Source organism: Nesterenkonia sedimenti, assembly GCF_012641515.1.
GTDB lineage: Bacteria > Actinomycetota > Actinomycetes > Actinomycetales > Micrococcaceae > Nesterenkonia > Nesterenkonia sedimenti.
Genome location: NZ_JABAHY010000016.1, coordinates 30,557 through 53,192, shown reverse-complemented (window position 1 = coordinate 53,192; position 22,636 = coordinate 30,557). Strand labels below are relative to the sequence as shown.

Annotated in this window: 22 protein-coding genes; 8 read left to right on the top strand and 14 right to left on the bottom strand. The window is 64.2% G+C overall.

The annotated features are described in order from the left end of the window. Window positions 1–151 precede the first annotated feature (151 nt). Entirely contained in the window at window positions 152–1,318 is a 1,167-nt protein-coding gene (locus HGQ17_RS12925) for an IS1249 family transposase (protein ID WP_168888366.1), read from the bottom strand. A 182-nt stretch (window positions 1,319–1,500) separates the two neighbouring features. Here HGQ17_RS12925 and HGQ17_RS12920 point away from each other — a divergent pair, with 182 nt between their 5' ends. Further along, complete coding sequence (locus HGQ17_RS12920; protein ID WP_324615287.1) at window positions 1,501–3,423, top strand: C69 family dipeptidase; 1,923 nt, start codon at window positions 1,501–1,503, stop codon at window positions 3,421–3,423. Window positions 3,424–3,501: 78 nt separating this feature from the next. Here the strand turns inward: HGQ17_RS12920 and HGQ17_RS12915 are convergent, their stop codons facing one another. Beyond that, window positions 3,502–3,996 (bottom strand): hypothetical protein, encoded by a 495-nt coding sequence (locus HGQ17_RS12915; protein ID WP_168888365.1) that lies wholly within the window; start codon window positions 3,994–3,996, stop codon window positions 3,502–3,504. A 172-nt stretch (window positions 3,997–4,168) separates the two neighbouring features. Here HGQ17_RS12915 and HGQ17_RS12910 point away from each other — a divergent pair, with 172 nt between their 5' ends. Continuing rightward, window positions 4,169–5,029 carry an N-acetylmuramoyl-L-alanine amidase gene (locus HGQ17_RS12910; protein WP_211090663.1) on the top strand — a complete coding sequence of 287 codons (861 nt, stop codon included), beginning with the start codon at window positions 4,169–4,171 and terminating at the stop codon, window positions 5,027–5,029. Window positions 5,030–5,043: 14 nt separating this feature from the next. Here the strand turns inward: HGQ17_RS12910 and HGQ17_RS12905 are convergent, their stop codons facing one another. After that, the gene (locus tag HGQ17_RS12905) at window positions 5,044–5,574 is read right to left on the bottom strand and encodes a hypothetical protein (protein ID WP_168888363.1); all 531 of its coding nucleotides are present in this window, start codon (window positions 5,572–5,574) and stop codon (window positions 5,044–5,046) included. Between the two features lie 10 nt (window positions 5,575–5,584). Further along, window positions 5,585–5,980: a hypothetical protein gene (locus HGQ17_RS12900; protein WP_168888362.1), complete on the bottom strand. Its 396-nt coding sequence runs from the start codon at window positions 5,978–5,980 to the stop codon at window positions 5,585–5,587. 44 nt (window positions 5,981–6,024) lie between these two features. Between HGQ17_RS12900 and HGQ17_RS12895 the strand changes: the two genes are divergently transcribed. Next, window positions 6,025–7,098: a serine hydrolase domain-containing protein gene (locus HGQ17_RS12895; RefSeq protein WP_168888361.1), complete on the top strand. Its 1,074-nt coding sequence runs from the start codon at window positions 6,025–6,027 to the stop codon at window positions 7,096–7,098. Window positions 7,099–7,108: 10 nt separating this feature from the next. On the opposite strand, the gene HGQ17_RS12890 is transcribed toward HGQ17_RS12895, so the two are convergent. The 6 genes from HGQ17_RS12890 to HGQ17_RS12865 form a co-directional block, all read right to left on the bottom strand. Next, window positions 7,109–7,555 carry a hypothetical protein gene (locus HGQ17_RS12890; protein ID WP_168888360.1) on the bottom strand — a complete coding sequence of 149 codons (447 nt, stop codon included), beginning with the start codon at window positions 7,553–7,555 and terminating at the stop codon, window positions 7,109–7,111. Window positions 7,556–7,679: 124 nt separating this feature from the next. Next, the gene (locus HGQ17_RS12885) at window positions 7,680–8,441 is read right to left on the bottom strand and encodes a DsbA family protein (protein WP_168888359.1); all 762 of its coding nucleotides are present in this window, start codon (window positions 8,439–8,441) and stop codon (window positions 7,680–7,682) included. A gap of 68 nt (window positions 8,442–8,509) precedes the next feature. Further along, a complete protein-coding gene (gene pdxT / locus HGQ17_RS12880; RefSeq protein WP_168888358.1) occupies window positions 8,510–9,100 on the bottom strand; it encodes a pyridoxal 5'-phosphate synthase glutaminase subunit PdxT in 591 nt (196 codons plus the stop codon). Beyond that, on the bottom strand, window positions 9,100–10,011 hold the full coding sequence (gene pdxS, locus HGQ17_RS12875; protein ID WP_168888357.1) for a pyridoxal 5'-phosphate synthase lyase subunit PdxS: 912 nt from the start codon (window positions 10,009–10,011) through the stop codon (window positions 9,100–9,102). The genes pdxT and pdxS overlap by 1 nt, the downstream gene beginning before the upstream one ends. Before the next feature lie 80 nt (window positions 10,012–10,091). After that, entirely contained in the window at window positions 10,092–10,898 is an 807-nt protein-coding gene (locus HGQ17_RS12870) for a PspA/IM30 family protein (RefSeq protein ID WP_168888356.1), read from the bottom strand. A 120-nt stretch (window positions 10,899–11,018) separates the two neighbouring features. After that, entirely contained in the window at window positions 11,019–12,524 is a 1,506-nt protein-coding gene (locus HGQ17_RS12865; protein WP_168888355.1) for a hypothetical protein, read from the bottom strand. Between the two features lie 52 nt (window positions 12,525–12,576). On the opposite strand from HGQ17_RS12865, the gene HGQ17_RS12860 reads away from it, so the two are divergent. Continuing rightward, entirely contained in the window at window positions 12,577–14,502 is a 1,926-nt protein-coding gene (locus HGQ17_RS12860) for a S1C family serine protease (RefSeq protein ID WP_168888354.1), read from the top strand. Then, complete coding sequence (locus HGQ17_RS12855) at window positions 14,499–15,260, top strand: PIG-L deacetylase family protein (RefSeq protein ID WP_168888353.1); 762 nt, start codon at window positions 14,499–14,501, stop codon at window positions 15,258–15,260. Before HGQ17_RS12860 ends, HGQ17_RS12855 begins: the two co-directional genes overlap by 4 nt. Before the next feature lie 189 nt (window positions 15,261–15,449). Here the strand turns inward: HGQ17_RS12855 and HGQ17_RS12850 are convergent, their stop codons facing one another. The 3 genes from HGQ17_RS12850 to HGQ17_RS12840 are packed head-to-tail and all read right to left on the bottom strand — an operon-like array spanning window position 15,450 to window position 18,620. Beyond that, window positions 15,450–17,066 carry an anti-sigma factor domain-containing protein gene (locus HGQ17_RS12850; protein WP_168888352.1) on the bottom strand — a complete coding sequence of 539 codons (1,617 nt, stop codon included), beginning with the start codon at window positions 17,064–17,066 and terminating at the stop codon, window positions 15,450–15,452. A gap of 46 nt (window positions 17,067–17,112) precedes the next feature. Beyond that, window positions 17,113–17,622, bottom strand: coding sequence for a tRNA (cytidine(34)-2'-O)-methyltransferase (locus HGQ17_RS12845; protein ID WP_168888351.1), 510 nt, complete (start codon window positions 17,620–17,622; stop codon window positions 17,113–17,115). Continuing rightward, window positions 17,619–18,620 (bottom strand): J domain-containing protein, encoded by a 1,002-nt coding sequence (locus HGQ17_RS12840; protein WP_168888350.1) that lies wholly within the window; start codon window positions 18,618–18,620, stop codon window positions 17,619–17,621. Before HGQ17_RS12840 ends, HGQ17_RS12845 begins: the two co-directional genes overlap by 4 nt. Before the next feature lie 38 nt (window positions 18,621–18,658). Here HGQ17_RS12840 and HGQ17_RS12835 point away from each other — a divergent pair, with 38 nt between their 5' ends. Continuing rightward, window positions 18,659–19,885: a cysteine desulfurase family protein gene (locus HGQ17_RS12835; RefSeq protein ID WP_168888349.1), complete on the top strand. Its 1,227-nt coding sequence runs from the start codon at window positions 18,659–18,661 to the stop codon at window positions 19,883–19,885. Here the strand turns inward: HGQ17_RS12835 and HGQ17_RS12830 are convergent. Next, window positions 19,867–20,835, bottom strand: coding sequence for an EamA family transporter (locus tag HGQ17_RS12830; protein WP_168888348.1), 969 nt, complete (start codon window positions 20,833–20,835; stop codon window positions 19,867–19,869). The genes HGQ17_RS12835 and HGQ17_RS12830 overlap by 19 nt on opposite strands. Window positions 20,836–20,926: 91 nt before the next feature. Between HGQ17_RS12830 and HGQ17_RS12825 the strand changes: the two genes are divergently transcribed. After that, window positions 20,927–21,874 (top strand): LysR family transcriptional regulator, encoded by a 948-nt coding sequence (locus HGQ17_RS12825; protein ID WP_168888347.1) that lies wholly within the window; start codon window positions 20,927–20,929, stop codon window positions 21,872–21,874. A 48-nt stretch (window positions 21,875–21,922) separates the two neighbouring features. Beyond that, complete coding sequence (locus HGQ17_RS12820) at window positions 21,923–22,630, top strand: M50 family metallopeptidase (RefSeq protein ID WP_168888346.1); 708 nt, start codon at window positions 21,923–21,925, stop codon at window positions 22,628–22,630. The last annotated feature ends 6 nt before the right edge of the window (window positions 22,631–22,636 follow it).

The following is a 22,636-nucleotide window of genomic DNA, read 5'->3' as shown; positions in this document are numbered from 1 at the left end:
CCCCTACATCGGCGTCAGATCAACGATCCGGGGCCATCCTGTACACACATTTTTGCCTATAACCCGGGGTGGCGGCTGTCCGTTCTTATTGCAGTCAGCAGGGGGTTATAGGACATAAACGTGTTGCTGGCCCGGGCGTGTTCACCCGATTTCAATGGCTACGTCCTCCCCATCCACTCCTGCCCCAGAGACCTTCCTCGGCAGTAGCTGCGTGCCCATCGAGCTGGGGCCCGAGAGGCTCTTCTCTGAGTACTTGGGGCTTCGGCTTGGGTTGGTAGTGGTGTTCTTCGATGAGTTGGTGAGGAGCCTGAGGGTCCTCGCTTCGTAAGTATAGGAACCATTCCACCGCCCGGCGCATATGCTCTTCCGGCAGGCCGCGGTGATGGCGCAGCAGCAACCGGATCTGAGCGTTGATCCCGCCTTCAATCTGATTCGTCGTTGAAGCGATTTCGAAGTCCAGATCTCCATCCAGATACGTGAACAGCTCACCGTGCTTGGCACACCGTTCCAGCAGCACGTAGGCCTTCCGCAGCCGGTCATGGGTGAACCAGGATTTCTGGCCTGGGCGCACCCACCCCGGCACCGGCCCGGCGTGGTCATCCCGCCGGGTTCTGGCGAAGATGAATCCACGGTGGCGCTGGTGGAAGTCCGCTAATGCGGCCAACCAGCTGGCGGCTTGTTCGGTGGTGTTGATCTTGGTCAGTGCTAAGGACAGCTGCCGCAGCTCCTTGCCGGGGATGGTGCGGGGCCGGGTGGTGATGTGCCTGCGCACGGTGCGTTGGAGATGGACCAGACACCGCTGGACCCGGGTCTTGGGCCAGAGGTACTTACGGGCTGAGAGGAGGCCGGCGCCGCCGTCGTTGATCACCACCGCAGGGGCGGGGAACCGCTTCAGCAGCTCCTCCCACGCGGCGCGCTTTTCTGTATCGCACCACTGGTAGCCGATGACCCCGGTGGGGCTGATCGCGATCAGGCAGCACCAGGAGCCGATATAGATCCCGTCCAGTTGGATCTGGTCATAGATCTCTCCGGTGACCGGGATCCGAGGCCGGATATTCCAGCACCAGGCGGTCCTGCGCCGGAAGGACCGGCCGCTGATTCCTGCCTTCTTCGCAGCTTCTTCCTGGGTGTGCTTACCGGTGAGCCAAGTTAGGAACGCTTCGAGTTCATGGCGGCGGGCTACATCCCCCCGGCGGCGCTTGATCGAGCTGGTGGCCCCGCAGTCGGTGCACCGTAATCGTTGGGTGCCAGCGGCGGTTCTGCCGAACTTCTTGAGCCGGCCACCGCAGAGATCACATTCCCCCGAAGATGCAAGCATCCTTCAGGGATATACGCCTGGAGAGTATGCCGATGGTGATCCTGCCGCTCCAGTGTTGGGAAGCAGGGCTACTCAGCAACACGTTTTTGGCCTATAACCCGCGATGGAGCCTTCCTCTTGATGGGTGGGCGTCGTCGTCGTGATTTTGGGTTCAGAGAGATAACAACATCACAAGGAGATACGTGACGGTACTGAACTGGAAGAGACGCTATATCCGGACAGGAGCCATTGCAGGTGCAGCCACACTTGCCCTGACTCTGGCGGTTCCTGCCTCATCGGCGGAGACCCAGAACGCCGAGGGGGAGCCGGGGGACCAGGAGGTTCCCGCTCCGGCACTGAATGATCCGGATAAGTCGATCGCCTTCTACGTAGGTAAGGAACACACCGCCGATGGGCATACCCTTCTCGGCGGGTTCGGCCACGAACCATCCAGCCACTGGGTGGAGATTGTGCCCGCACAGGATCATCCCGAAGGCTCCACCATCACCGTGGGTGCCACTGAGGATGCGGATATGCCCGGTGAGCTCACTGAGATCCCGCAGGCAGAGCAGACCCACCGGTACATCACCTCGAACTACTCTGAGTTCGCAGGATTCCCCGCGCCGCTGATGAACGGCGGGCTGAACGAACATAATGTGGCCGGCCGCGATGTCTGGTCCAACTCCCGTGAGGAACTCTGGGAGATGACCCCGGAGGACCAGACCGGCCCGCAGTATTCAGATCTCTCCCGGATCGCCATGGAGCGGGCCACCACCTCCCGTGAGGCTGTGGAGATCATCGGTGAACTGATCGATGAGCATGGTTACACCACCTATGGCGGAAACTCGCATATGTTCGCCGATGAGAATGAAGGCTGGGTGCTGGTGCAGTTCTCCGGAGGCGAGGGGCTCTGGGCGGCTGAGCGCCTGGGACCTGACGATATCCGGGTTTCCTACCCCGGTTATATCCAGGACTTCCCGGTGGAAGCCGTCGAGGAGGACCATCCCGACTTCATGGGCTCGGAGAACCTCGTGGACTTTGCCGAGGAGCAGGGCTGGTACGACCCCGAGGAGGATGAGACCTTCAACCTCCAGGATGTCTACGGGCAGCCGTTCCCCGCTGAGGAGTTCGAGGTCAACGAGACTGTGGACCCCGAGGATCCTGCCCCCTACCGCAATCCCATCTCCTTGGAAGAGGAGATCGCGCAGTTCGAGGACTTCAGCCTCGATGACATGCTGCGCCTGGTGCGGGACCCCCGTTGGTCCGATGACCGGGCTGGTTATGGACAGGTTGCCGAGCTCCGGGACGATCTTGAGGATCCGGATCTGGCGACCCTGTGGCTGGCACCGACTGCTGCGGCCACCGCACCGTATATCCCGATCGCCATCGGTACTGAGGAACTGCCGGTTGAGTACACCCAGCACCGCTACCTCACCTCGGATTCTGCATCGACCTACCTCGATCCGGAGTTCGCCGAGCAGGAGGCCACGGAGTACGCCACACAGACGTACAAGCGTCTGATGTACGCCGCCTGCGCCAGTCCGGATGAGCACCTCGGTGAGGTGACCACCGCCCTGGAAGGCTTCGACGCGCAGTCCCGGGAGGAATGGGATGAGGTGCTGGCTGAGGCAGTAGAGAGCGACGACGCCTCAGAGGTGCTGACCGACTACTCCTATGAGCGGGCCCTGCATGGACTGGCTCTGGGCAACCACCTCCTGGACGATGTGCTCGCAGCCTCCCGTGCCGATGGTGGAATCCACCAGCCTGAGGTCGATGTTGAGGATGGAGAGACAGCCTCGGAGCGTTCTCAGTCCATGGAGCTGCGCAGCGAGGAGAGCGCCCGGGACCGGATCCACTGCGATGTCGGTGGCGGCTGGGCAGATGGCAACACTCTGGAGCGTGCAGGTGACTACGGCAGCCCGGATGATGTGCCGGACTACTCTGCGGCCCGAATCTCTGGTCACCCCGATGCTCTGGGCGACAGCGCTGACCAGGCAGGAGCCACCGGGTCCAACGGCACTGGTGAAGGTGTCGCCTCGGCTGTGGCCGGTTTCGTCGGTCTAGTGATCGGCGGTGCCATCGTCGCACTGGTGATGCGAAACCGAGCTAGCCGGACGAGTAAGTAGCGCCTCAGAGGCTACCCAGAACATAGTTGACCCCCCGCCCAGCTGGACGGGGGGTCAACTATTAGGCGCCGGCGGAGTTTACTCCAGTGCGCTCCTGCGGCGGATCAGGATGAGACCTGCTCCGATGAGTCCCAGGGCGACCAGGCCGATGAGACCTGCCGTTGTACCGGTAGTGGCAAGTCCACTGCCGGGATCCTTGTAGTCGTCAGCCGGATCATCGGTGGGCTCGTCCGTGGGAGAGGGAGTTCCGTCATCCGTGGGCGAGGGTGAGGGATCCTCATCCTCGGTCGGAGTCGGGGTTGGCTCCTCATCCGTCGGGGTAGGCGAGGGCTCCTCATCGGTCGGCGTCGGTGAAGGCTCCTCGTCCGTGGGAGTCGGCCAGGGCTCCTCATCGTCATCGTCATCCTCGGGAGGTGTGACGACAGTCAGCCCGGTGCTGGTCTCCTCACCATCGGGCCCGATGACGACCACGGTGAAGTCACCGTCGGCTGCGTCCTCGGGTTCCAGGACCTCTTGGCAGAATCCCACGGTGATTCGGTCGAAGCGCTTGCCGAACAGTTGCTGGCTCTCCACGAGGGGGCTGCCGTGCTCTACTCCGTAGGAGATTTTCCGCAGGCAGTGGCCACTGCAAAGGCCGCCGCCGAGAAACTGATCGATCAAGTCGGCTAAGGGGCGTGGGGGAGCCCGATTCGTGGCCTCATCTGACTAGGCTTGAGTTATGGCGGCAGCGGGGGGAGCGCATCAGATGATGACGACGTCAACACGTCTGCTCCTGCCCCCAGTGATGCTCCTCGGGGTATTGGGCTGTGCGAATATGTTTGCCGCCCCTGAGGGCGAGCAGGAAGACAGTCCCGAGGCTGTTGAAACGTCAGTTCCCGAGGGTGCGGATGCAGGTGTGGAGGGTGACGAGTCTGCACAGGAGCCCGAAGCAGGCCCCTTGGATGGGGTTCATATCGCCCTCGACCCAGGACATGCCGGTGGTATTGCTGCTGACCCCCAAAAAGCCCAGACTCAAGTCGACGACGGCCGCGGCGGGTGGAAGGACTGCCAGGCGGTAGGTGCCTCGACCAATAGCGGTTACACCGAACACGCCTTCAACTGGGACGTCAGCCAACGGCTCACCGAGCTGTTGGAGGAGGACGGGGCCGAGGTCCGTCTCACTCGGGAGAATGACGAAGCCTTTGGTCCCTGCGTGGATGAACGGGGCCAGTTCCCCCAGGAGGTGGGAGCCGATGTGTATGTCTCCATCCACGCCAATGGCAGCGATCCCAGCTACTCCGGTTATTTCGCCATTGTCTCCGACCCACCGCTGAACGCGGCGCAGGGAGAGCCCTCCCTTGAAGTCGCCGAGCACCTCAATGAGGGGCTGGCGCAGGAAGGCTTCGATGAATCCAACCTCATCCCCGGAGGGATCTCCCAGCGCAGTGATATCGCTGGCCTGAACTGGGCTGAGGTTCCGGCAGTGATGATGGAGCTGGGCGAAATGCGCCATGCGGAGGAAAGCGCGGTCATGGAAACGGAAGAAGGGCGCCAGCGCTATGCCGACGCCCTTCACAACGGACTTCTCTCTTGGGCCGAGACCCAAGAGGAGATCACAGAGGAGTAAGCTCTCAGGCGTCCTCAGAGCTCATTGGGGTCTAACCCGCATTCCTGCTGAATATAGGACTCGATAGTTTCGAAATCGCCGTCGAGATCCTCGAAGTCGGCTTCGATCTCATCGATCGTGTCCTGGAACTCTGGGGTCATGAAGGTATCGGGATCATCGGTGTCGATTTCGGCGATGACACGAGAATAGGCATCTGCCGCCCGTTCAGACTCCTCCTGGATCTCCTCGGGTGCGACCTCAGCACTGCGGTTCAGCGAATCGACTAGCTCCTCGACGAGTACGCCCAGCTGGGACATATCACTGTCATCGACCCCGTCAGCCCAGGATTCGAAATCTGACCACACCTTGCAATAGGTCTGGACAGAACGCTCCGGAGCCTCATCTGCGTCATTGCCGGTATCAGCGGAGCCGTCCGCGAAGGGTCCGCCTGCAGTGCCGGAGTCGCCCTCAGACTCATCCTCGCCACCGCAGGCTGTCAGATCCACTAGGGAAAGCGCAGCGAGGGAACCCCACAGAGGCTTGTTCAGTTCAGAGGTGAAATTCATTGGAGTCTCCTCACAGATCCACGTTCTCGCAGTTTTCATCGACGAACTCACCGACCGCGTCAGAGTCCTCATCCAGATCGTCGAACTCCTGCTCCAACTGCTGCATCTCATCCTGGAGCTGGGGATCATCCTCGAGATCGGGATCAGTGAAGTCGATATTGAGGTTCCTGATGGAGGTGATGGCATTGCGCATATTCGCAGTCTCGGAGACGATCTCATTCGGAGCAGCCTGCGTGGCCTCGTGGAGCACAGTCTCAAGATTCTCCAGGGCCTCAGCGTAGTCCTCGAGCTCTGCTGAGTTGGCATCCGAAAAGGCTTCCTCGCCGTTCCGCCAGATCTCGCAATAGGCATCCACAGAACGCTCCGGCGCCTCCTCGGCGGAATCCTCCTCCTGAGGAGCCTCCACATCCAAAAACTACACTTGAAGCTTACCGAGCATTCGTAGAGGGCATGGAGATATTGCGGGAGACATTGCAGACATCGCGCCGGGCCGCCGCAGGTCGAGGGATTTGGGCCACTTTTACAGTCGGTCTCCTGACCCTGACCGCATGTGGGGGAGAATCGGTGGTGGAGACCCCGGTGACTGAGGAGGAACTGGCTGGGTTCATCGAGGACAATGACCAAGCCTTTCCCGAGGAAGCAGTAGTGGCCGTCGTCGACGGGGAAGAAGTGATCACAGCTTCAACCGATGGGGCAGATATGGACACTGTCTTCGAGATCGCCTCAATGTCCAAGCCGCTGACCGGGATGCTTCTGGCTGATGCCGAAGACCGGGGAGAAGTAGACCTCCAAGACGAGCTCGGTCAGCTGCTGCCTGAGCTGGCTGAGACTGAAGTCGGTGGGGTGACTCTGCTGGAACTGGCCACCCACACCTCGGGACTGCCCCTAGTGCCTACAGCAGAGGACTATGACGAAGAATCAGACGGCTGGCGGGCACAGGGGCGGAACCCGTATCCGATCACTGCCGATGGGCTCATCGACCTGGCAACCCAGCAGTCGCTGGGCTCCCCGGGAAGCTATGAATACTCGAATATGGGGACCTCCCTGCTGGGGCATGCCCTAGCAGCCCAGGCTGGGATGAGCTATGAAGATCTGCTTGCCGAGCGGCTCACTGAACCAGTGGGGATGGAAGAGACTTTCGCCTCCGACCACCGGGGCCATGACTCCGATGAGCTGCTGATCGAAGGCTATTCGAATGGGGGAGAGGTGGAGAGCTTCGCCTCTGAGGCCTTTAGCCCCTCATCCTCGCTGCGCTCCAGCACAGAGGACTGGGTGCAGCTGATGCAGGCCATCCACCGGGGCGAGGCCCCAGGGATGACTGCCTTGGAGCCCACAGATGTGGAACCCCGGATGGGACTCGGATGGGCTGCCGACGGCGACTACCTCTGGCACAACGGGATCTCCAACGGATACGCCAGTATCGTCTTCATCGATCCCGAGGAGGATCTCGGCGTGGTGATATTGACCAACTACGCCTACCAGAACACAGAGCTGGGCTGGCAGCTCATCCAATCCCTAGACTGAGAACTAGTCCTCAGCTGAGGTCGACGTTCTCGCAGTTCTCCTCGACGTACTCCTCAACAGCCGCAGAGTCGGACTCGATGGTCTCGAACTCCTGCTCAAGCTGCTCGAGCTCTTCCATGGCCTCGGGGTCCATCATGGCCTCGGGATCGCTGAAGTCGATGTCCAAGTCGTTGATGGCCGAGATGGCGTCCCGCATGTTCGCAGTCTGGGACTCGATGTCATCGGGGGCAGCATCGACAGCGTCATCGAGCATGGACTCGACATCGGTGAGGACTTCGTCGAAGTTCTCCATATCGGCGGACTCGAACTGCTCGAACTGCTCCTGGCCGTCTTCCCAGACATCGCAGTAGGCCTCAACGGAGCTTCCGCCGCCGCAGGCAGTGACAGTCAGCAGTCCCAGGACTGCTGCGGTGCCGCCGAGAGCTTTGCTTCGGTTCTTCAAGGTGGTGTTCATCATCACATTTCCTTCCGTGCGTTTCGTACGACACCGTTCATGCCGCGCTAACAGATGACGCTAGGCAAGTTTTCTGGACGCCAGCTCCACGGTGACTCCATTGTGACGTCCCCGCAGAAGGCCCCACTCAGTTGGAGGCATCCTCGATAGCCTGCTCCAGCGCCATGAGATCCGAGAGCTGCTCACCGTCGATAAGTACGGTTGGAGTTCCCCGGATCCCGTCCTCATCGGTGGCGATGTCAGTGGTCGCCTCCGCGAAATCCCTGTAGGTGCCGGACTCAACACACTCACCGATATCGGCACCCAGAGCCTCAGCCTCGGAGACCAGATCTTCGATCTCGCGGTTTGACTGATCAGCAGCCTGGGAGGTCACCTCGCCGACATAGGCGAGGTATTTCTCGGGAGACTCCTCGGCCATACAGGCGAATGCACCGGAAGCATCAGCGGAGTATTCGGGGTCGACGAAGACCACACTGCGGTATTCCAGGGTGATGTCTCCATTGTCCACCCGCTCCTCCAGGGAGCTGCTGTAGAGATCCTCGAACTGGGCGCAGGCGGGGCAGCCCGGATCGCTGTAGATCAGCACATGCGGGGCACCATCGGCGCCTTCCCCATCGGAGTCGATCTCAGTGGCGGAGGTCAGGACGAAGCCGCCGGCCTCATTGGCTGCCGCGGGTTGAGCCGCATCTGCGGAATCTCCGTCGCTCGCCTCGCCTTCAGCATCGGAGTCCTCGGGCCCCTCCCACGGTGCCCGCTCCTCTTCTGCTGCGGAGTCACCGTTCGCATCGGCGTCGTCATTGTCGCCACAAGCGGTCAGCAGGCCGAGCAGCGCGATGCCGCCGACGGCGAAGATCCGGGCACGGGCTGAAGACGAGGTTTCCACTGGCACTGAGATGCTCCTCAATAAGTCAAGGGCTGGAAGCGGTCAGGATCGGTTCTTATTCAGAGACGAGTGTTTCAGGAGCCGACGACGGAGTCCACGAAGTACCGGTGCAGTCGGTGGTCCGGGGTGAGTTCGGGGTGGAAGCTGGCAGCCAGCATTCCTTCCTGCCGCACAGCCACCGGTCGTCCCTGGGCCTCGGCCAGGACGTCGACTCCGGCGCGGACATCCTCGACGATGGGGGCGCGGATGAAGACTGCCGGCAGGGGAGTCTCCAGTCCGGTGACCTCGAGGTTGTCCTCAAAGGAGTCCAGCTGGCTGCCGTAGCCATTGCGGCGTACGACGACGTCGAGCCCGGTGATTCGGTCGAAGCCCTCCAGAGCCTCGGCATCGGTGATCTCATTGGCCATCAGGATCATTCCCGCACAGGTGCCGAACAGCGCCATACCCTCCTGGTGACGCTCGCGGATGGCCGGCATGAGATTCACCGGTGAGGCCAGGCGGGCCATCGTGGTGGATTCTCCACCGGGGACTACCAGACCGTGCAGGCCCTCCAGCTCAGCCGGTCGGCGTACTTTGGTGACCTCTGCCCCGGCAGAGCGCAGAGCGCGCTCATGCTCGGCGACTGCGCCCTGCAGGGACAGAACTCCGATACGTGGAGCGGTCATCACCAGCCGCGCTCGGCAAGCCGGTGGGGAGCAGGAACATCGGCAACGTTGAGGCCGACCATGGCCTCGCCCAGACCCTTGGAGACATCGGTGATGACTGCGGGGTCGTCGTAGTAAGTGGTGGCCTTCACGATGGCGGCCGCACGGGCCTCGGGGTTGCCGGACTTGAAGATTCCGGAGCCGACGAAGACACCGTCAGCGCCCATCTGCATCATCATCGCAGCATCGGCAGGGGTTGCCACACCGCCGGCGACGAAGAGCACCACGGGCAGACGGCCGTCCTTGGCCACCTGCTTCACGAGGTCATAGGGGGCCTGCAGCTCTTTGGCGGCCACGTACAGCTCGTCCTCGGCCAGGGAGGTCAGCTGGGCGATCTCGGCGTTGATAGTGCGGATATGCTTCATCGCCTCGGAAACGTCACCGGTGCCAGCCTCGCCCTTGGAGCGGATCATCGAAGCACCTTCGGTGATCCGGCGCAGGGCCTCGCCGAGGTTGGTGGCCCCGCAGACGAAGGGCACCTTGAACTTGGACTTATCGATGTGGTGGATGTAGTCGGCGGGGGAGAGCACCTCGGACTCATCGATGTAGTCCACCTTGAGGTGCTCCAGGACCTGGGCCTCCACGAAGTGGCCGATGCGGGCCTTGGCCATAACCGGGATGGAGACGGCATCGATGATACCGCTGATCAGATCGGGATCGGACATCCGGGCCACACCGCCGGTGGCGCGGATATCTGCGGGGACGCGCTCCAGAGCCATGACAGCGACGGCGCCGGCCTCCTCGGCGATCTTTGCCTGCTCAGGGGTGACCACATCCATGATCACACCGCCCTTGAGCATCTGAGCCAGACCGGTATTGACAGTGGTGGCGCCGGTGGCCGGAGTTCCGTTGTCGTTCGACGTGATGGTCATGCGTCTCCTTGGCACGAGAAATGGGGAGCTGATTGTGTCAGCTCCCCATTATCTCAGATTATTCTGTTAATTATTCTGGATCAGGCCTTATCGGTCTCAGTCTCCAGATCGGCGAAGTCAGCCTCGGTGATACCGGTTCCGGAATCGCTGCCGGTGCCGATCTCTGCGGGGGAGGAACCGCCGGACTTCAGAGCCGCCAGGCGGGCCTCGATCTCAGCCTGCTCACCGAGGTCCTCCAGCTGCTCGAACTGGGAGTCCAGGCTGGACGCGGCCAGCTCGTTCTGACCACGGACCCGGGCCTCCTCGCGGCGGATCTTCTCCTCGAACCGGCCGACCTCGGAGGTGGGGTCCATGACATCGATGGCCTTGACGGCGTCGTGGACCTGGGACTGGGCGTGTGCAGCCTTGGAACGGGCAACCAGCTCATCACGCTTGGAGATCAGCTGCTGGCGCTTGGTCTTCATCTGCTCCAGGCCGGTGCGCAGCCGCTCGACGATCTCGCGCTGGGACTGGATAGTGGGCTCAGCGCTCTTCGCGGAGTTCTCGCTGTCCAGCTGGCGCTGGATGGCAACCTTGGCGAGGTTGTCGAACTTCGCGGCGTTCTCCTCATTGCCCTCGGAGCGGAACTCATCGGACTTCCGAGAGGCAGCCAGTGCCTTCTGGCCCCAGGAGCGTGCAGTCTCGAGGTCTTCCTTGTAATCGTCCTCCATCATCCGCAAGTTGCCGATGGTCTGGGCGACGGCCTCCTCAGCCTCACGAATGTTATTCGTGAAGTCACGCACCATCTGATCCAGCATCTTCTCCGGATCCTCGGCGCGGTCCAGCATCGCGTTGACATTGGCGCGGATCAGCTGGGACATCCGGCCGAAAATGGACTGCTTAGTCACGGTGATCACCTTTCCTTGAGGGGCGTCGAACCTGTTCGAACGATCACCCTCCCGATACTAACTCTTGGTGCCGACATCACATCAGCCCCTGGGTGGATTTTCTTAAACACCAGGTGAACCTCAGAAGAAGCCCCTGCGTCGACGCGGACGGAAGCCCCCGGATCCGAAGCCACCATAGCTGCGGCGATGGTAGCCGTAGCCGAATCCGCCGAAACCACCACCGGTGCCGTAGCCTCCACTGCCGAATCCGCCGCCCATGCTCTGCATGTTCGCGGTGGCGGCCTCACGTTCGGCGATCTGGGCGGCCTGGATGGCCAAGGTCTTGGCCTGCTGGGCCAGATCCACGGCCTTGGAGGGCTGGGAGTCACCGATGGTCTGGGCCTCGGTGAGGCAGCGCTCAGCCTCAGCCATGCGGGTCCGTGCGGTGGAGGAGATGCCGTAGCGCCGGGAGCGCAGGAAGTCCAGGGATGACTGGACCTGATTACGGGCGGTGAGCAGTTCGTGGTTCAGCATCTCCCGGGCCCGGCGGTCACGGGCCTGCCGATCGCGGACACTGTTGAGTGGGGTGTCCAGCTCCCGGTGGGCCAGCTCCAGGGACTGCAGCAGCTCCAGGGGGTCGATCCGGCCAGCGGAGGCCAGAGCCTCCTTGGCCCGGCGGACCGCGGTCTCCGCCGCAGCGATCGGTCCGGCCAGCTCCGGAGCCTGACCGGCGGCATGGGTGGCCTTGGCCTGGGCGAGATCCTGCTCAGTCTGGGCAATGCCGATATCGAGATTCTTCCGCGCGCTCTCCAGCCGCTCGGAGGTCTCCTCCATGGACTCCACCAGCGCCTTGGTGTCAGCGGCAGCCTGCTCACCGGAGTGCAGGGCCAATACCGCATCGGCGCTCTGCCCGGACTCCACCGCAGTCTCCGCCTGGCTGCGGGAATCCTCGGCAGCCTGCAGGGTCTGGGCGGATTGGGTGAGATTGTCCCGATACTGCTGGAGGGCGTCGTCGTCGTATCTCTCGGCCAGGCTGGTCAGCGCAGTCTCTGCACGCTGCCGGCGGGAGGTGAGATCCGAGAGCTGCCCGGCCAACTCCTGGAGGGCTGGACGGGGGTCGCGTTCGAGATCGCGCAGACCGTCGAACTGCTCCTTATGCGACTGCAGGGTCTCATTGACCTTCTCGCACTGACGGATGATCTGCTTATAGAGGTCCCGGGCGCGGGACTCATCAGCATCCTGACCGGTGTCGACCTGCTGCTGCATCCGGAAGGACTCCCGCAGATGCTCCTTGGCCGAGTTCAGATCCTGTTGGAAGGTGGCCACCTTCTGATCACCATAGGAGGCCGAGGCGAAGAGCAGCTCCTGCTCACTGGCCTGAACGGCGTTATCGGCGGCCACCAGCATCTCGCCAGCCTCATAGCGCAGCTCCTCAGTGGATTTGTCATCCAAGGGGTCGCGTTTGCCAGCGCTGATCTGACCGCCGGGACCGGCTCCGGGGGTGATCCGCTTAGGCTTCTTGGACCCGCCCGAGAGATAGACTGCCCCTAAGCCGATCAGTGCCAAGATGGCTGCACCGATGATCATAGGGCCGACGATGACGGCACCTACCGTCACTGGGATAATGAACAGCGTCTCTGGCACCATGTCTAGGAGTCTATAAGAGGCCCCCAAGTCAAAGGGAGTATGGTTAGCCCCCATGTCACACCATGATGGCCACGACGGCGGATACACACCTTCGGAGCCTGAGAAGCAGAGACCGGAGACGAACACCTCTGCAGCGGAGAATTCCGGAAACGAAGCCCGGCAGCCTGAGCCGGGTACGCCGACCCCAGGCTGGGGCGCCTGGGCTGAGGATCGTCCGATAGCTCCCGGCCCCACAGCTCATATTCCGGGGCCGGATGGCCAGACACCCCATGATGCCCAGAGCGCCCAGCCGGGCCAGAGCCATTACGGTGTCCCGGGTGTGCCGACACCGCCTCGGGAGCCCTCCAACACTGAAACACCGGGCGCTGAGTCAGTCGGCCCAGAGGGATCCGGTCCAGAGGCATCAGGCACTGAGGGATTCGGCGCTGAGACACCTGGGATTGAGCGCGGCCGCGAATCATTCGGCCCCGCCGCTGCCGGAGCCTCCCGCCCCGAACCAGAGGGCACTCAGACACATACCGAAACATTCGGTGCCGGACCTGTGCAGCCGAGCTCCGTGCAGCCGGGTCAGCAGGACCCGCAGCGGCCGGAACAGGATTCGGAACTGCCCTGGGAACTGCAACCGGCCCCGGCCCGGCCCGAGAGCGCATATGCCGAACACCAGCCAGTCCCGGAGAAGGAACGCCGCGGCGTGGGTATCGGCGGGGTCACCGCCGCAGTGCTGATCGCCGGACTCATCGGTGGTGGCGCGGCCCTGGGTGGTCAGCATCTGCTCGGCGACCAGGACACCGACCAGGGCGGGTCGGTGGGCCACCAGGGCATCGAGATCAACAACACCGACGACGTCACCGCCGTCTCCGCGGCAGCCGATAAAGCCGCCCCCTCAGTGGTGACCCTCGCTGTGGCAGGTCAGGAAGGTGCCGGATCCGGATCCGGGATCATCCTCGACGACGAGGGCCATGTGCTGACCAACACCCATGTGGTGACTCTCGGCGGCGCCGAGGCCGAACCGGAGATCCAGGTCCGGCTCTCCGACGGCCGGGTCAGCTCCGCCGAAGTCGTCGGCACCGACACCCTCAGCGACCTCGCGGTGATCCAGCTGGAGGAGACTGAGAACCTCGTACCGGCAGAACTGGGGACCTCCTCCGAACTCAACGTCGGGGACCAGACCATCGCCATCGGCGCTCCACTGAGCCTCGATGGGACAGTGACCACCGGCATCGTCTCCACCCTGGACCGGACAATCCAGGTGGCCTCCGCGGCGGCCGATCCCGAGGAGGTCGAACACGACGGCGACACCTTCGAAGGCCTCGAGGAGGGAACCGAGGAAGAGGATGAGCGGCTGCCCGAGGACGGGGAGGGCTATGAATTCCACTTCCCGGGTCAGGACCCCACAGCGCCGGGGCAGATGATCTACCTCAACGTCATCCAGACCGATGCCGCCATCAACCAGGGCAACTCCGGCGGCGCCCTGGTGAACTCCGAGGGCAATGTCATCGGGGTCAATGTCGCCATCGCAACGGCCGGTGGCGGCGGTCCCATGGGCTCCGAGGGTGCTGGCAGTATCGGTGTGGGCTTCGCCATTCCCATTGACTATGCGCAGCGGATCGCCGAGGACCTCATCGAGAACGGTGAGGCCTCCCATGGGCTCCTCGGTGTCCATGTCACCCATGCCACCCCCGATCCAGAGGTCAATGACGCGATCGTCAACGAGGAGGAGATCGAGGGACTCTCCTTCTCTCAGATGCCCGGCTTCAGCGTCGGCGGTCTGGTGGTTGGGGTCGCCCCAGATTCCCCGGCGGCCGAGGCCGGCATTGAAGAGGGCGACATCATCGAGGAGGTCGAAGGCCGGCGGATCGAGGACAGCTCCAATCTGACCTCCATCGTGCGTGAATACGCAGCCGGTGAGACCATCACTCTGACCGTCCGCCGGGACGGGGAGAGCATCGACGTCGACGTCACCCTGGGCACGATGTGAGCGAAGGGCTGAAAACACCTGAGCAGCTGCTCGGTGATTTGGGACTGAACCGTGTTCTGGCCTTCGCCGCCCATCCCGATGACATCGACTTCGGGGCCTCGGGGACGATCGCTGCGATCACCGCCCTGGGGGTGGAGGTCCACCTCTGTCTGCTCACTGTCGGCGATGCCGGAGGCTTCGACCTCAGTCGCTCACCGGAGGAGACAGCCAGGCTTCGACGCCAGGAGCAGGAGGAGGCGGCCGCCGTCGTCGGTATCTCATCTGTGGAGGTCCTCGATGAGCGGGACGGGTTTGTCGAACCCAGCTATGAGCTCGTCGGCAAGATCGTCCGGCAGATGCGCAGCCACCGGCCCGATGCCGTGCTGAGCTTCCACCCCGAGAGGGCCTGGGACCGGTTGCAGAAGTCACACCCCGACCACCTGGCCTGCGGGGAGGCCGTGGTGCGGGCCTGCTACCCGGCGGTGGAGAACCCCTTCGCCTATCCCGAACTCGAAGAAGCCGGGCTCAGCGCCTTCAAAGTGAAGCATCTGCTGCTGATGGGCTCCCCGGCACAGCACGTGAATCTGCGCGTGGACATCACAGGTCACCAGGACAAGAAACTGGCAGCACTGGGACGGCATTTCAGTCAGCACCGGGATGCTGAGCGGATGCGCGAGTTCGTCACCGAGCAGATGCAGCGGATCCACGGTGCCGGCGGCTACGCCGAGGACTTCCACCATGTGGTGGTCAACGCCCCGGAGACCATCTCCGGGTTCTGAACTTTCCCGGTGGCGGGTACACGTCCCGCCACCTCTCGTTCGGCAAGGCCTTGCCGAGCTTCACGCCTGAAGTCGCTGGGTCGCTGCGCTCCCAGCTCACCAGGGGCAAATCGTGTTGCTTTTACCGCCAACGCCACGCGAATAGTAACAATTCTTGACGGCTCAGCTTGGGGCGGGACTGGCCCTGCTTCAGTTTCGGGAGTGGAGGTCCAGCTGGGCGACGGATTCGCCTTCGGGGCGTTCCTGGTTGCGGATGGGCTCCACTGTGATCAGCAGGGAGCGGTACTGAGCCATGCGGGGGATCTCGACCCCATTCTCCTCCAGCTCCTCTGCGGTGAAGTTGCCCAGGGATGAGGGCTCACTGGCACCCTGAGGCATCAACCAGACCTGGTAGGTGTCCCCATCGGGGAGCTCCGGGACATCCTCGAAATCAACGAATCCGACGTCCTCAGCGGAGGAGAGCACCGCATCGAGCTGGCCACCTTCGGCCATCTCGTAGCCCTCCACCACGTGAGCATCCTCATCGGCCTCGGCGATCGCTCGCACATTTTGTGGGGTAGTGACCTGCCAGATCACCACGATGCCGATGATGAGCACCAGAATGAACCCGGCGATGAACATCCACCGTTTGACCACCGGAGTCCGGCGTTCGGACTCCCCGGTATGGGTGGAGATATCCTCGACCAGCCCCACACCGACCTCCTGGTCGCCCACGGACTGCAGAACCTCATCCAACAGCTGCGGCGGGGGCGCGATGGTATCGGAGGCGAAGACCTCGGAGAGGGTGCGCCGGGCGGCCAGCACACGCGTGTCCCACTGCTGGGCCTGGTGGGCATCGGCAGTCAGGGCCTTCTCATCCAGCAGGGCGCGTTCGGTGTCGTCCAGAGCGTCCAGGGCGTAGAGCTCAGCCAGCTCCACCAGCAGACCCTTATCCAGGTCGGCGGCGATCTCATTGCTGAAATTGCGGTTGACCCCGCTGCCGCGGGCAACATCCTCCTTGGTCACCGCCGCCCGCAGAATGGGGTCATTGGTCTGGGCATCGCGGGCCTGGCGCTGGCTGTGCAGCCGGGCCATCGCATCCCGCAGCCGGGACTTGATCGAAGGCACTGCCGCGCCAACGGTCTCGGCCACCTGCTGGTGGGTCATGCCACCCAGATAGGTCATCGCCAGGGCCTGGGCCTGGGAGTCGGAGAGGGCCAGCATGTCATCGAGGACCTCCTCGGGCATCCCGGCCACACCGCCGCCCTCACTCTGCGGCACCGGTGTCAGCGGGATCGGAGTGGTGACCCCCTCCCGAAACCGCTCCACGAAGATCCGGTGGGCCAGGGGCACCAGCCATTCCAGCACCAGCTCGTATTCGGTGGGCCGGTAGGTGGTGCTCTCAGGCAGATCCTCGGGATTGCTGAACCCGGAATGCTCATCGGTCAGCAGCTGGGAGGTCTGGGTCTGCAGGCGCAGATCCCGCGCCCGGGCATCGGCCTGGTCCCAGAGGTTCCGGTAGACGGCCACCGTGGAGGAATGGGCGTCGTCGTAGTCTGCGTGCATCAACAGGGCCATGCCGTAGACGACATCGGAGGTGGCGTCGAAGAATGCCGAGAAGGAGGGCTGATCCCCGCGGGCAGCCCCGGTGAGCAGCTCGGTCAGCGTCGGGGGCTCATTGGACTCAGGGGCCTGAGGCTCAGCACCTTCGGATGATTCTGCGGACTCCGGTTCCTCTGCGGGGCCCTCAGGCGTGGGGTCCTGCGCGTCAGGGCGCGGGGTGTCCTCATCATGGGGTGGCTCGCCGGTTCCGGAGTGTTCCGTCATGGCTGTGAGTCTAGTCAGCCCAGCTGGGAGGAGGGGCCATCAACACTCAGGCAGCTCCGCGGAAGTTCTGCTGACGCCAGGCCTCATAGACCGCGATGGAGACCGAATTGGCCAGGTTCAGGCTGCGCCGGCCCGGCAGCATGGGGATCCGCACCAGCTCGGTGATCCGGGGGTCGGCTTTGACCTGGGCATCCAATCCGGTGGACTCCCGGCCGAAGAGCAGCACATCCCCGGCCCGGTAGTTGATCTCGGTGTGAGAGGTCTCACCCTCACCGGTAAAGGCGAAGATCCGCCGGTCGGCCGTGGGCGCGGCTTCCACGACCCCCAGCGAACGGTAGGTGGCCTCGAGGTTCTCATGCTCAGTCATCACCGCGAGATCGTGATAGTCCAGACCGGCGCGTTTGAGCTTGGTGTCAGAGAAGTCGAAGAGGGTGGGCCCGGCGATATGCAGATCGAAGCCCACCACAGCGGCCAGCCGGATGATATTGCCGGTATTGCCGGGGATCTCCGGCTGGTCCAGGACCACATGGAGCCCCAGATTGCTCGCGGGGCTCATGCAGCACTCCCATCCGGGGATAGACAACGACGACGCAGCGCGGCCATCAGCCCCCGGTCCACCAGATTCGCCTGGGCGGAGGCGGCCAAAACATTGGCCAGATGTCCGATGGCGCGTCCGGCTGCCAGCGGCTGAACACCCTGGCGGCCCGCGCCCTGGGCCTCAACAACGGGGTGGAACATATCCCCATCGGTGGACAGCAGGATCACCTGGTGATCGGCGCTGAGCTGGCCGCCGATCTCCTCGGCCAGGCTCAGCCGCAGCTGCTTGGCTGCTGCACTGAGCTCCGGCAGGCTCACCGATTTCCCGGCAGCCCGCAGCAGCCGGCCGTCCCAGGAGGCAGTGGGGGCAGCGACCTCCACTGAGCCGACCAGAAGCACCGTCCGGCCGCAGAGCAGCACATGATCGACCCGGGGCGCGTTCTTCGCCTTCCGGGGCGAATCCCCGGCGGGGGTCAGCAGGACATCATTGAACAGCCGGGCCGCCGGAAGAGCAGAGAGCACATGCTTCTCCAACACCTCAGCAGTGCGCTGCTGGCGGCGCTGGGCCTTACCGCCGAAAAGCCCCCGGGAGGTGAACTCACCATGGACCTTCTGGCTCGTCAGGGTGAGGTTCAACGGTTCGGGCTCGGACAGCGGAGGCTGATACACCGGGGCCTGATCGGCAGCCGGGTGGCGGCGAGTGCTGGTCGAACGCCTGCTGCGGCTGGCTCCGGCCGCCCCGGAGCGGGAGTAGGTGAACCCGGCGCCCTCCTCCGTGGGTGCCGGGGAGGTGGCGCTGGTGGCCGAGCTGCCCTGGCGTCTTCGTCGGTCATATTCATCACGGGCACTGGCCGAGCCCAGCACTTCCCAGGCGGCCTGAATCCGGTGGAACTCCTCGGCGGAGCCACCGCGGTCGGGGTGATGCTGCCGGGCAGCCTTGCGGTAGGCGCTGCGAATGGTGGCGGAATCCGCCTCCGGGGGCACCCCCAACACTGCATAGAAATCCGGCTCACTCATCAGGATCACTAGGTTACCGCGCGTAGAATCGGTTTCTGATGTCCCGTTACTTTGACCATGCCGCAACCACACCAGTGAGGCCCACTGCGGTCCGTGTGCTCACCGAGCTGCTGCCGCAGCTGGCCAATCCCTCCTCCCTGCACGGCTCCGGACGCCGGGCACGGCTTGCAGTGGACTCCGCCCGGGCCCAGTTGGCCGCAGCCGCTGGGGCCGATGCCTCCGAGGTGATCTTCACCTCCGGGGGAACTGAGGCCGATAACCTCGCGCTCAAAGGACTCTGGTGGCAGCGCAGGGACCCGAAAACCAGCGACGGCGACCCCCGGCGACGCCGGATCCTGCTGCCGGGGATGGAACACCATGCAGTACTGGACACCGCCGAATGGCTGGAAGCCCAGGAGGGTGCCGAGCTGGTCTTCATCCCCGTGGATACTGAGGGGATCATCGACCTCGACGCCCTGGAGCAGCTGCTGGCCGACGAGCCGGAGACCATCGCATTGGCCACGGTGATGTGGGCCAATAACGAGGTCGGGGCCATCCAGCCGGTGGCCGAGGTCGCCCGGCTCTGCGCGGAGGCCGGGGTCCCGCTGCATACCGATGCGGTCCAGGCCTTCGGCAATGAACCCGAAGGAGCCCCGACGGTGAACTTCGCCGAATCAGGGGCGGCCACGATGGCCATCAGCGGACATAAACTCGGTGCCCCGGTGGGGATCGGGGCGCTGTTCGTCCGGCGGGATGTGAAACTCACCCCCGTGCTCCACGGCGGCGGGCAGGAACGCGATATCCGCTCCGGAACACTCGATGCCCCGGGCATCTGCGCCTTCGCAGCAGTGGCCGAGGAAGTCGCTGCTCAGCGAAACAAGGAAGCCCAGCGGCTGAGCGGCCTGCGGGATCAGCTCTTGGCCGCGGTGGTGGACCTCGAGGGTGTGACCCTGGGGGGACCTGATCCCCGGATCAGCCCCGAGAAGCGGCTGGTCAATAACCTGCATATAACTGTCGACGGCGCCGAGGGCGACTCCCTGCTGTTCATGCTGGATATGGCCGGTTTCGACACTGCCACCGGTTCGGCTTGCACCGCCGGGGTGCCCCGGCCCTCCCATGTGCTGCTGGCGATGGGGCTGCCCGAGTCCGCAGCCCGCGGGGCCCAGCGGTTCAGCCTCGGCTGGACCACCACCGAGGAGGACATCACGGCCCTGGCCGATGCCCTGCCCGGGATCATCGGTCAGTCCCGGGCTGCCGGTATGGCCGGCTACAGTGAGGTGCCGTAGGCGCCCAGGGCTACCACCAGTCCGGCACAGGCGAGACCGGCCCAACCGCGGGGACTGGGGCGTTCACGCAGGATCAGTACGGCCAGCAGAATCGGCACCGCCGGATAGACGGCGACAATGGCCGAGGTGGTGGCCAAGCCCACTCCGGCAGCGCTGATATGGAACAGCAGCATGCCGAAGGCGCTGAATCCGCCGGCGAGGATCACCAGGGCACCGGCCCCGCCCTGGGGCAGCAGCCGGGGTGCCTGGGGGCCGCGGCGGAGGAGAATCATCACCAGCATCACCAGGAAGGACACCACTGCCCAGGCCAGCAGACCCTGGGCGAAATCCTCCTGCGGAATCTGGGCGACCCCCACCAGTTCTGTGGCATAGCCCAGCCCCGCGCCCAGGGCCAGGAGGCCGGCACCGGGGCTTGAGGGGCCGGTATGCTCCACCGGTTCTGGGGCAGGGGAGTCGGCGTCGTCCTCGGCTGAGACCACTGGCATCTGCGAGGTGATCACCGGCAGGGGAGAGGTGACCACCGCAACTCCCTTGCTGCGCCGCTGGGAGACCAGCAGCCAGACGGTCAGCACTGCCAGCAGGATCAGCACGATCCGCAGCACAGTGATCTGCTCGCCTAGGAACAGCAGGGCCACAATGGCGGGGGTCACCGTGGTGGTGACCGTGGAGGCGCCGACGGCGAGGGTGAAGGTCGCCTTGGACAGCGCCTTGTAGAGGAACAAGGAACCTGCCACACCGCCGATGGCGGCCACGGTTCCCCAGGCCAGGGCGGGGATGCTCCACTGCTCGGGCAGGGGGCGGGCCAGCAGCAGCACGGCGGCCACGGCCACCACACCGAACTGGGTCCAATAGGCCACCGTGGCCGGTCCGACCCGGCGGCTGACGGTGCCGCTCATATAGTGTCCGGCGCCGAACATCGCCGCGGCCAGGACTGCACAGAGAATAGTCACGAGGGATAACTCTGGACCGTACTGACAGTATGCGTCCACGGCATCATCAGCGGTCTTTTCATTGCCGAGGCGGCAATGATTTACTGGCTGAATGAAAGCCCAGCTCATCGACCCCGCCATCGGACTTCTGGAGGCTGTCTCCGAATACGGAGGCGTCAACGCCGCCGCCGATGTGCTCGGCCGCAATGCCTCTGGAATCTCCCGGCAGATTCAGCGTCTGGCCGATGACCTCGGGGTGCCGCTGCTGCGCCGGCGAGGACGGGCCGTGGAGCTCACCGGGGCCGCCCGGGCGCTGGTGCGGGAGGCGCCGCATCTGCATGCCGCCGATGAGCGAGTGCGGGCAGCATTGGTGGAGGCCACCGACCCCCAGGCCGGGGAGATCCGGGTGGCTGCCCATGTGCTGGCAATCTCCTCGATTGTGGTCCCAGCCCTGCGCCGCTGGACCCAGCAGCGTCCCGCGGCCAGCTGGAATATCCGGGAATCTGAGCCCTTCAACGCGCAGCGGCTGCTGACCTCACGGGCGGCGGATCTGGTGATTATGCCCGCCGGATCCCATGCCCCGGCCTCCGATCACCCGCGGTTCAGCGTCCACCGGCTAGTGGTGGAGCCGGTGGACATCATCGTCCCCCGCGGTCACCCCCTGGCCACACGGGAGGATGAGGTGACCCTGCAGGAGGCCGCCGATGACCCCTGGATCTTCGGCTCAGTGGGCCAGGGCTCACGTCAGGAGATCCTCGAACACTGCTCCAAAGCGGGATTCACTCCCGCTGAGAGGCATCACGCCCAGGACTGGACCTCAGTCTCCACGCTGGTGGCCGCCGGGCTGGGGGTCTCACTGCTGCCTCGGATGGCCCCGATCCATCCCGGAGTGGTGCGGGTGACTCTCTCCGGTCCGACGGCGCCGGTGCGCTCGCTGCTGATGGTGCTCCGGCGCGGAAACGAACGCCGGACCCTGCTGCGCGAGACCATGGAGATCCTGGAATCCACTGCCGTACAGGCGCTGACCACCCAGCAGACCCTGGCCGGAATGAGTTCCTGAACCCGGGGTAAGGGCGGAATCTGGGCTTTTCTCTGGCACACTGTCCAGGTGGTTATCTGGGACTTCATCCTTGAACGCTGGTCGGTGCAGACCCAGCCCGAACCGGAGATCGTCTGGGCGATCACCGCTGCCGTGGTCCTGCTGACCGCGGTGCCGAGCGTCTGGCGGATCCTGCGCCAGGCCTCAACCATCGTCCACGAGATGGGACATGTCTTCGCCGCCCTGCTCAGCGGCCGAAGGGTCAGCGGCATCAAACTCCACACCGACACCTCCGGGGTCACCGTCTCCAGGGGGAAGCCGAAGGGCCCAGGAATGCTCTTCACCGCCCTGGCCGGCTATCCCGCCCCCGGGCTGCTGGGCCTGGGGATGGCCGTGCTGCTGACCACCGGCCATGCGGGGGCGGCACTGACCCTTTACCAGGTGGTCATGCTGCTGGCCCTGATCCTCTCCCGCAATGCGGTGGGGATCTTCTCCTGCCTGGTCTCCCTGTTGGCCACTGGGGCCGTGTGGTGGATCAACCACCCCGAGGCAGTGGTCTGGACCGTGACTGCTCTGGCGGTCTTCTACGCACTGGCCGGTGTCCGCGGCACTTTCGATCTGATCCGGGTGCATATCCGGGATAAGCACCAGGCGCGCTCCAGTGACGCCGGTCAGGCAGCCCGGGCCTGGGGCAGGACGCCAGTCTTCCTGTGGCTGCTCTTCTTCCTGCTCGCCGGTTTCGGTGCCGCTGCCGGTACCGTCTGGCTACTGATCTGAGCTCGC

What these genes read in the sequence shown, in the direction of transcription:
- pdxS (WP_168888357.1), bottom strand. Translation starts at nt 10,011, where the DNA reads ATGACCATCACGTCGAACGACAACGGAACTCCGGCCACCGGCGCCACC.
- HGQ17_RS12840 (WP_168888350.1), bottom strand. Translation starts at nt 18,620, where the DNA reads ATGAGTGAGCCGGATTTCTATGCAGTGTTGGGGGTGCCCCCGGAGGCG.
- HGQ17_RS12825 (WP_168888347.1), top strand. Translation starts at nt 20,927, where the DNA reads ATGAAAGCCCAGCTCATCGACCCCGCCATCGGACTTCTGGAGGCTGTC.
- HGQ17_RS12925 (WP_168888366.1), bottom strand. Translation starts at nt 1,318, where the DNA reads ATGCTTGCATCTTCGGGGGAATGTGATCTCTGCGGTGGCCGGCTCAAG.
- HGQ17_RS12860 (WP_168888354.1), top strand. Translation starts at nt 12,577, where the DNA reads ATGTCACACCATGATGGCCACGACGGCGGATACACACCTTCGGAGCCT.
- HGQ17_RS12850 (WP_168888352.1), bottom strand. Translation starts at nt 17,066, where the DNA reads ATGACGGAACACTCCGGAACCGGCGAGCCACCCCATGATGAGGACACC.
- HGQ17_RS12895 (WP_168888361.1), top strand. Translation starts at nt 6,025, where the DNA reads ATGGAGATATTGCGGGAGACATTGCAGACATCGCGCCGGGCCGCCGCA.
- HGQ17_RS12890 (WP_168888360.1), bottom strand. Translation starts at nt 7,555, where the DNA reads ATGATGAACACCACCTTGAAGAACCGAAGCAAAGCTCTCGGCGGCACC.
- HGQ17_RS12845 (WP_168888351.1), bottom strand. Translation starts at nt 17,622, where the DNA reads ATGAGCCCCGCGAGCAATCTGGGGCTCCATGTGGTCCTGGACCAGCCG.
- HGQ17_RS12910 (WP_211090663.1), top strand. Translation starts at nt 4,169, where the DNA reads ATGATGACGACGTCAACACGTCTGCTCCTGCCCCCAGTGATGCTCCTC.
- HGQ17_RS12905 (WP_168888363.1), bottom strand. Translation starts at nt 5,574, where the DNA reads ATGAATTTCACCTCTGAACTGAACAAGCCTCTGTGGGGTTCCCTCGCT.
- pdxT (WP_168888358.1), bottom strand. Translation starts at nt 9,100, where the DNA reads ATGACCGCTCCACGTATCGGAGTTCTGTCCCTGCAGGGCGCAGTCGCC.
- HGQ17_RS12865 (WP_168888355.1), bottom strand. Translation starts at nt 12,524, where the DNA reads ATGGTGCCAGAGACGCTGTTCATTATCCCAGTGACGGTAGGTGCCGTC.
- HGQ17_RS12835 (WP_168888349.1), top strand. Translation starts at nt 18,659, where the DNA reads ATGTCCCGTTACTTTGACCATGCCGCAACCACACCAGTGAGGCCCACT.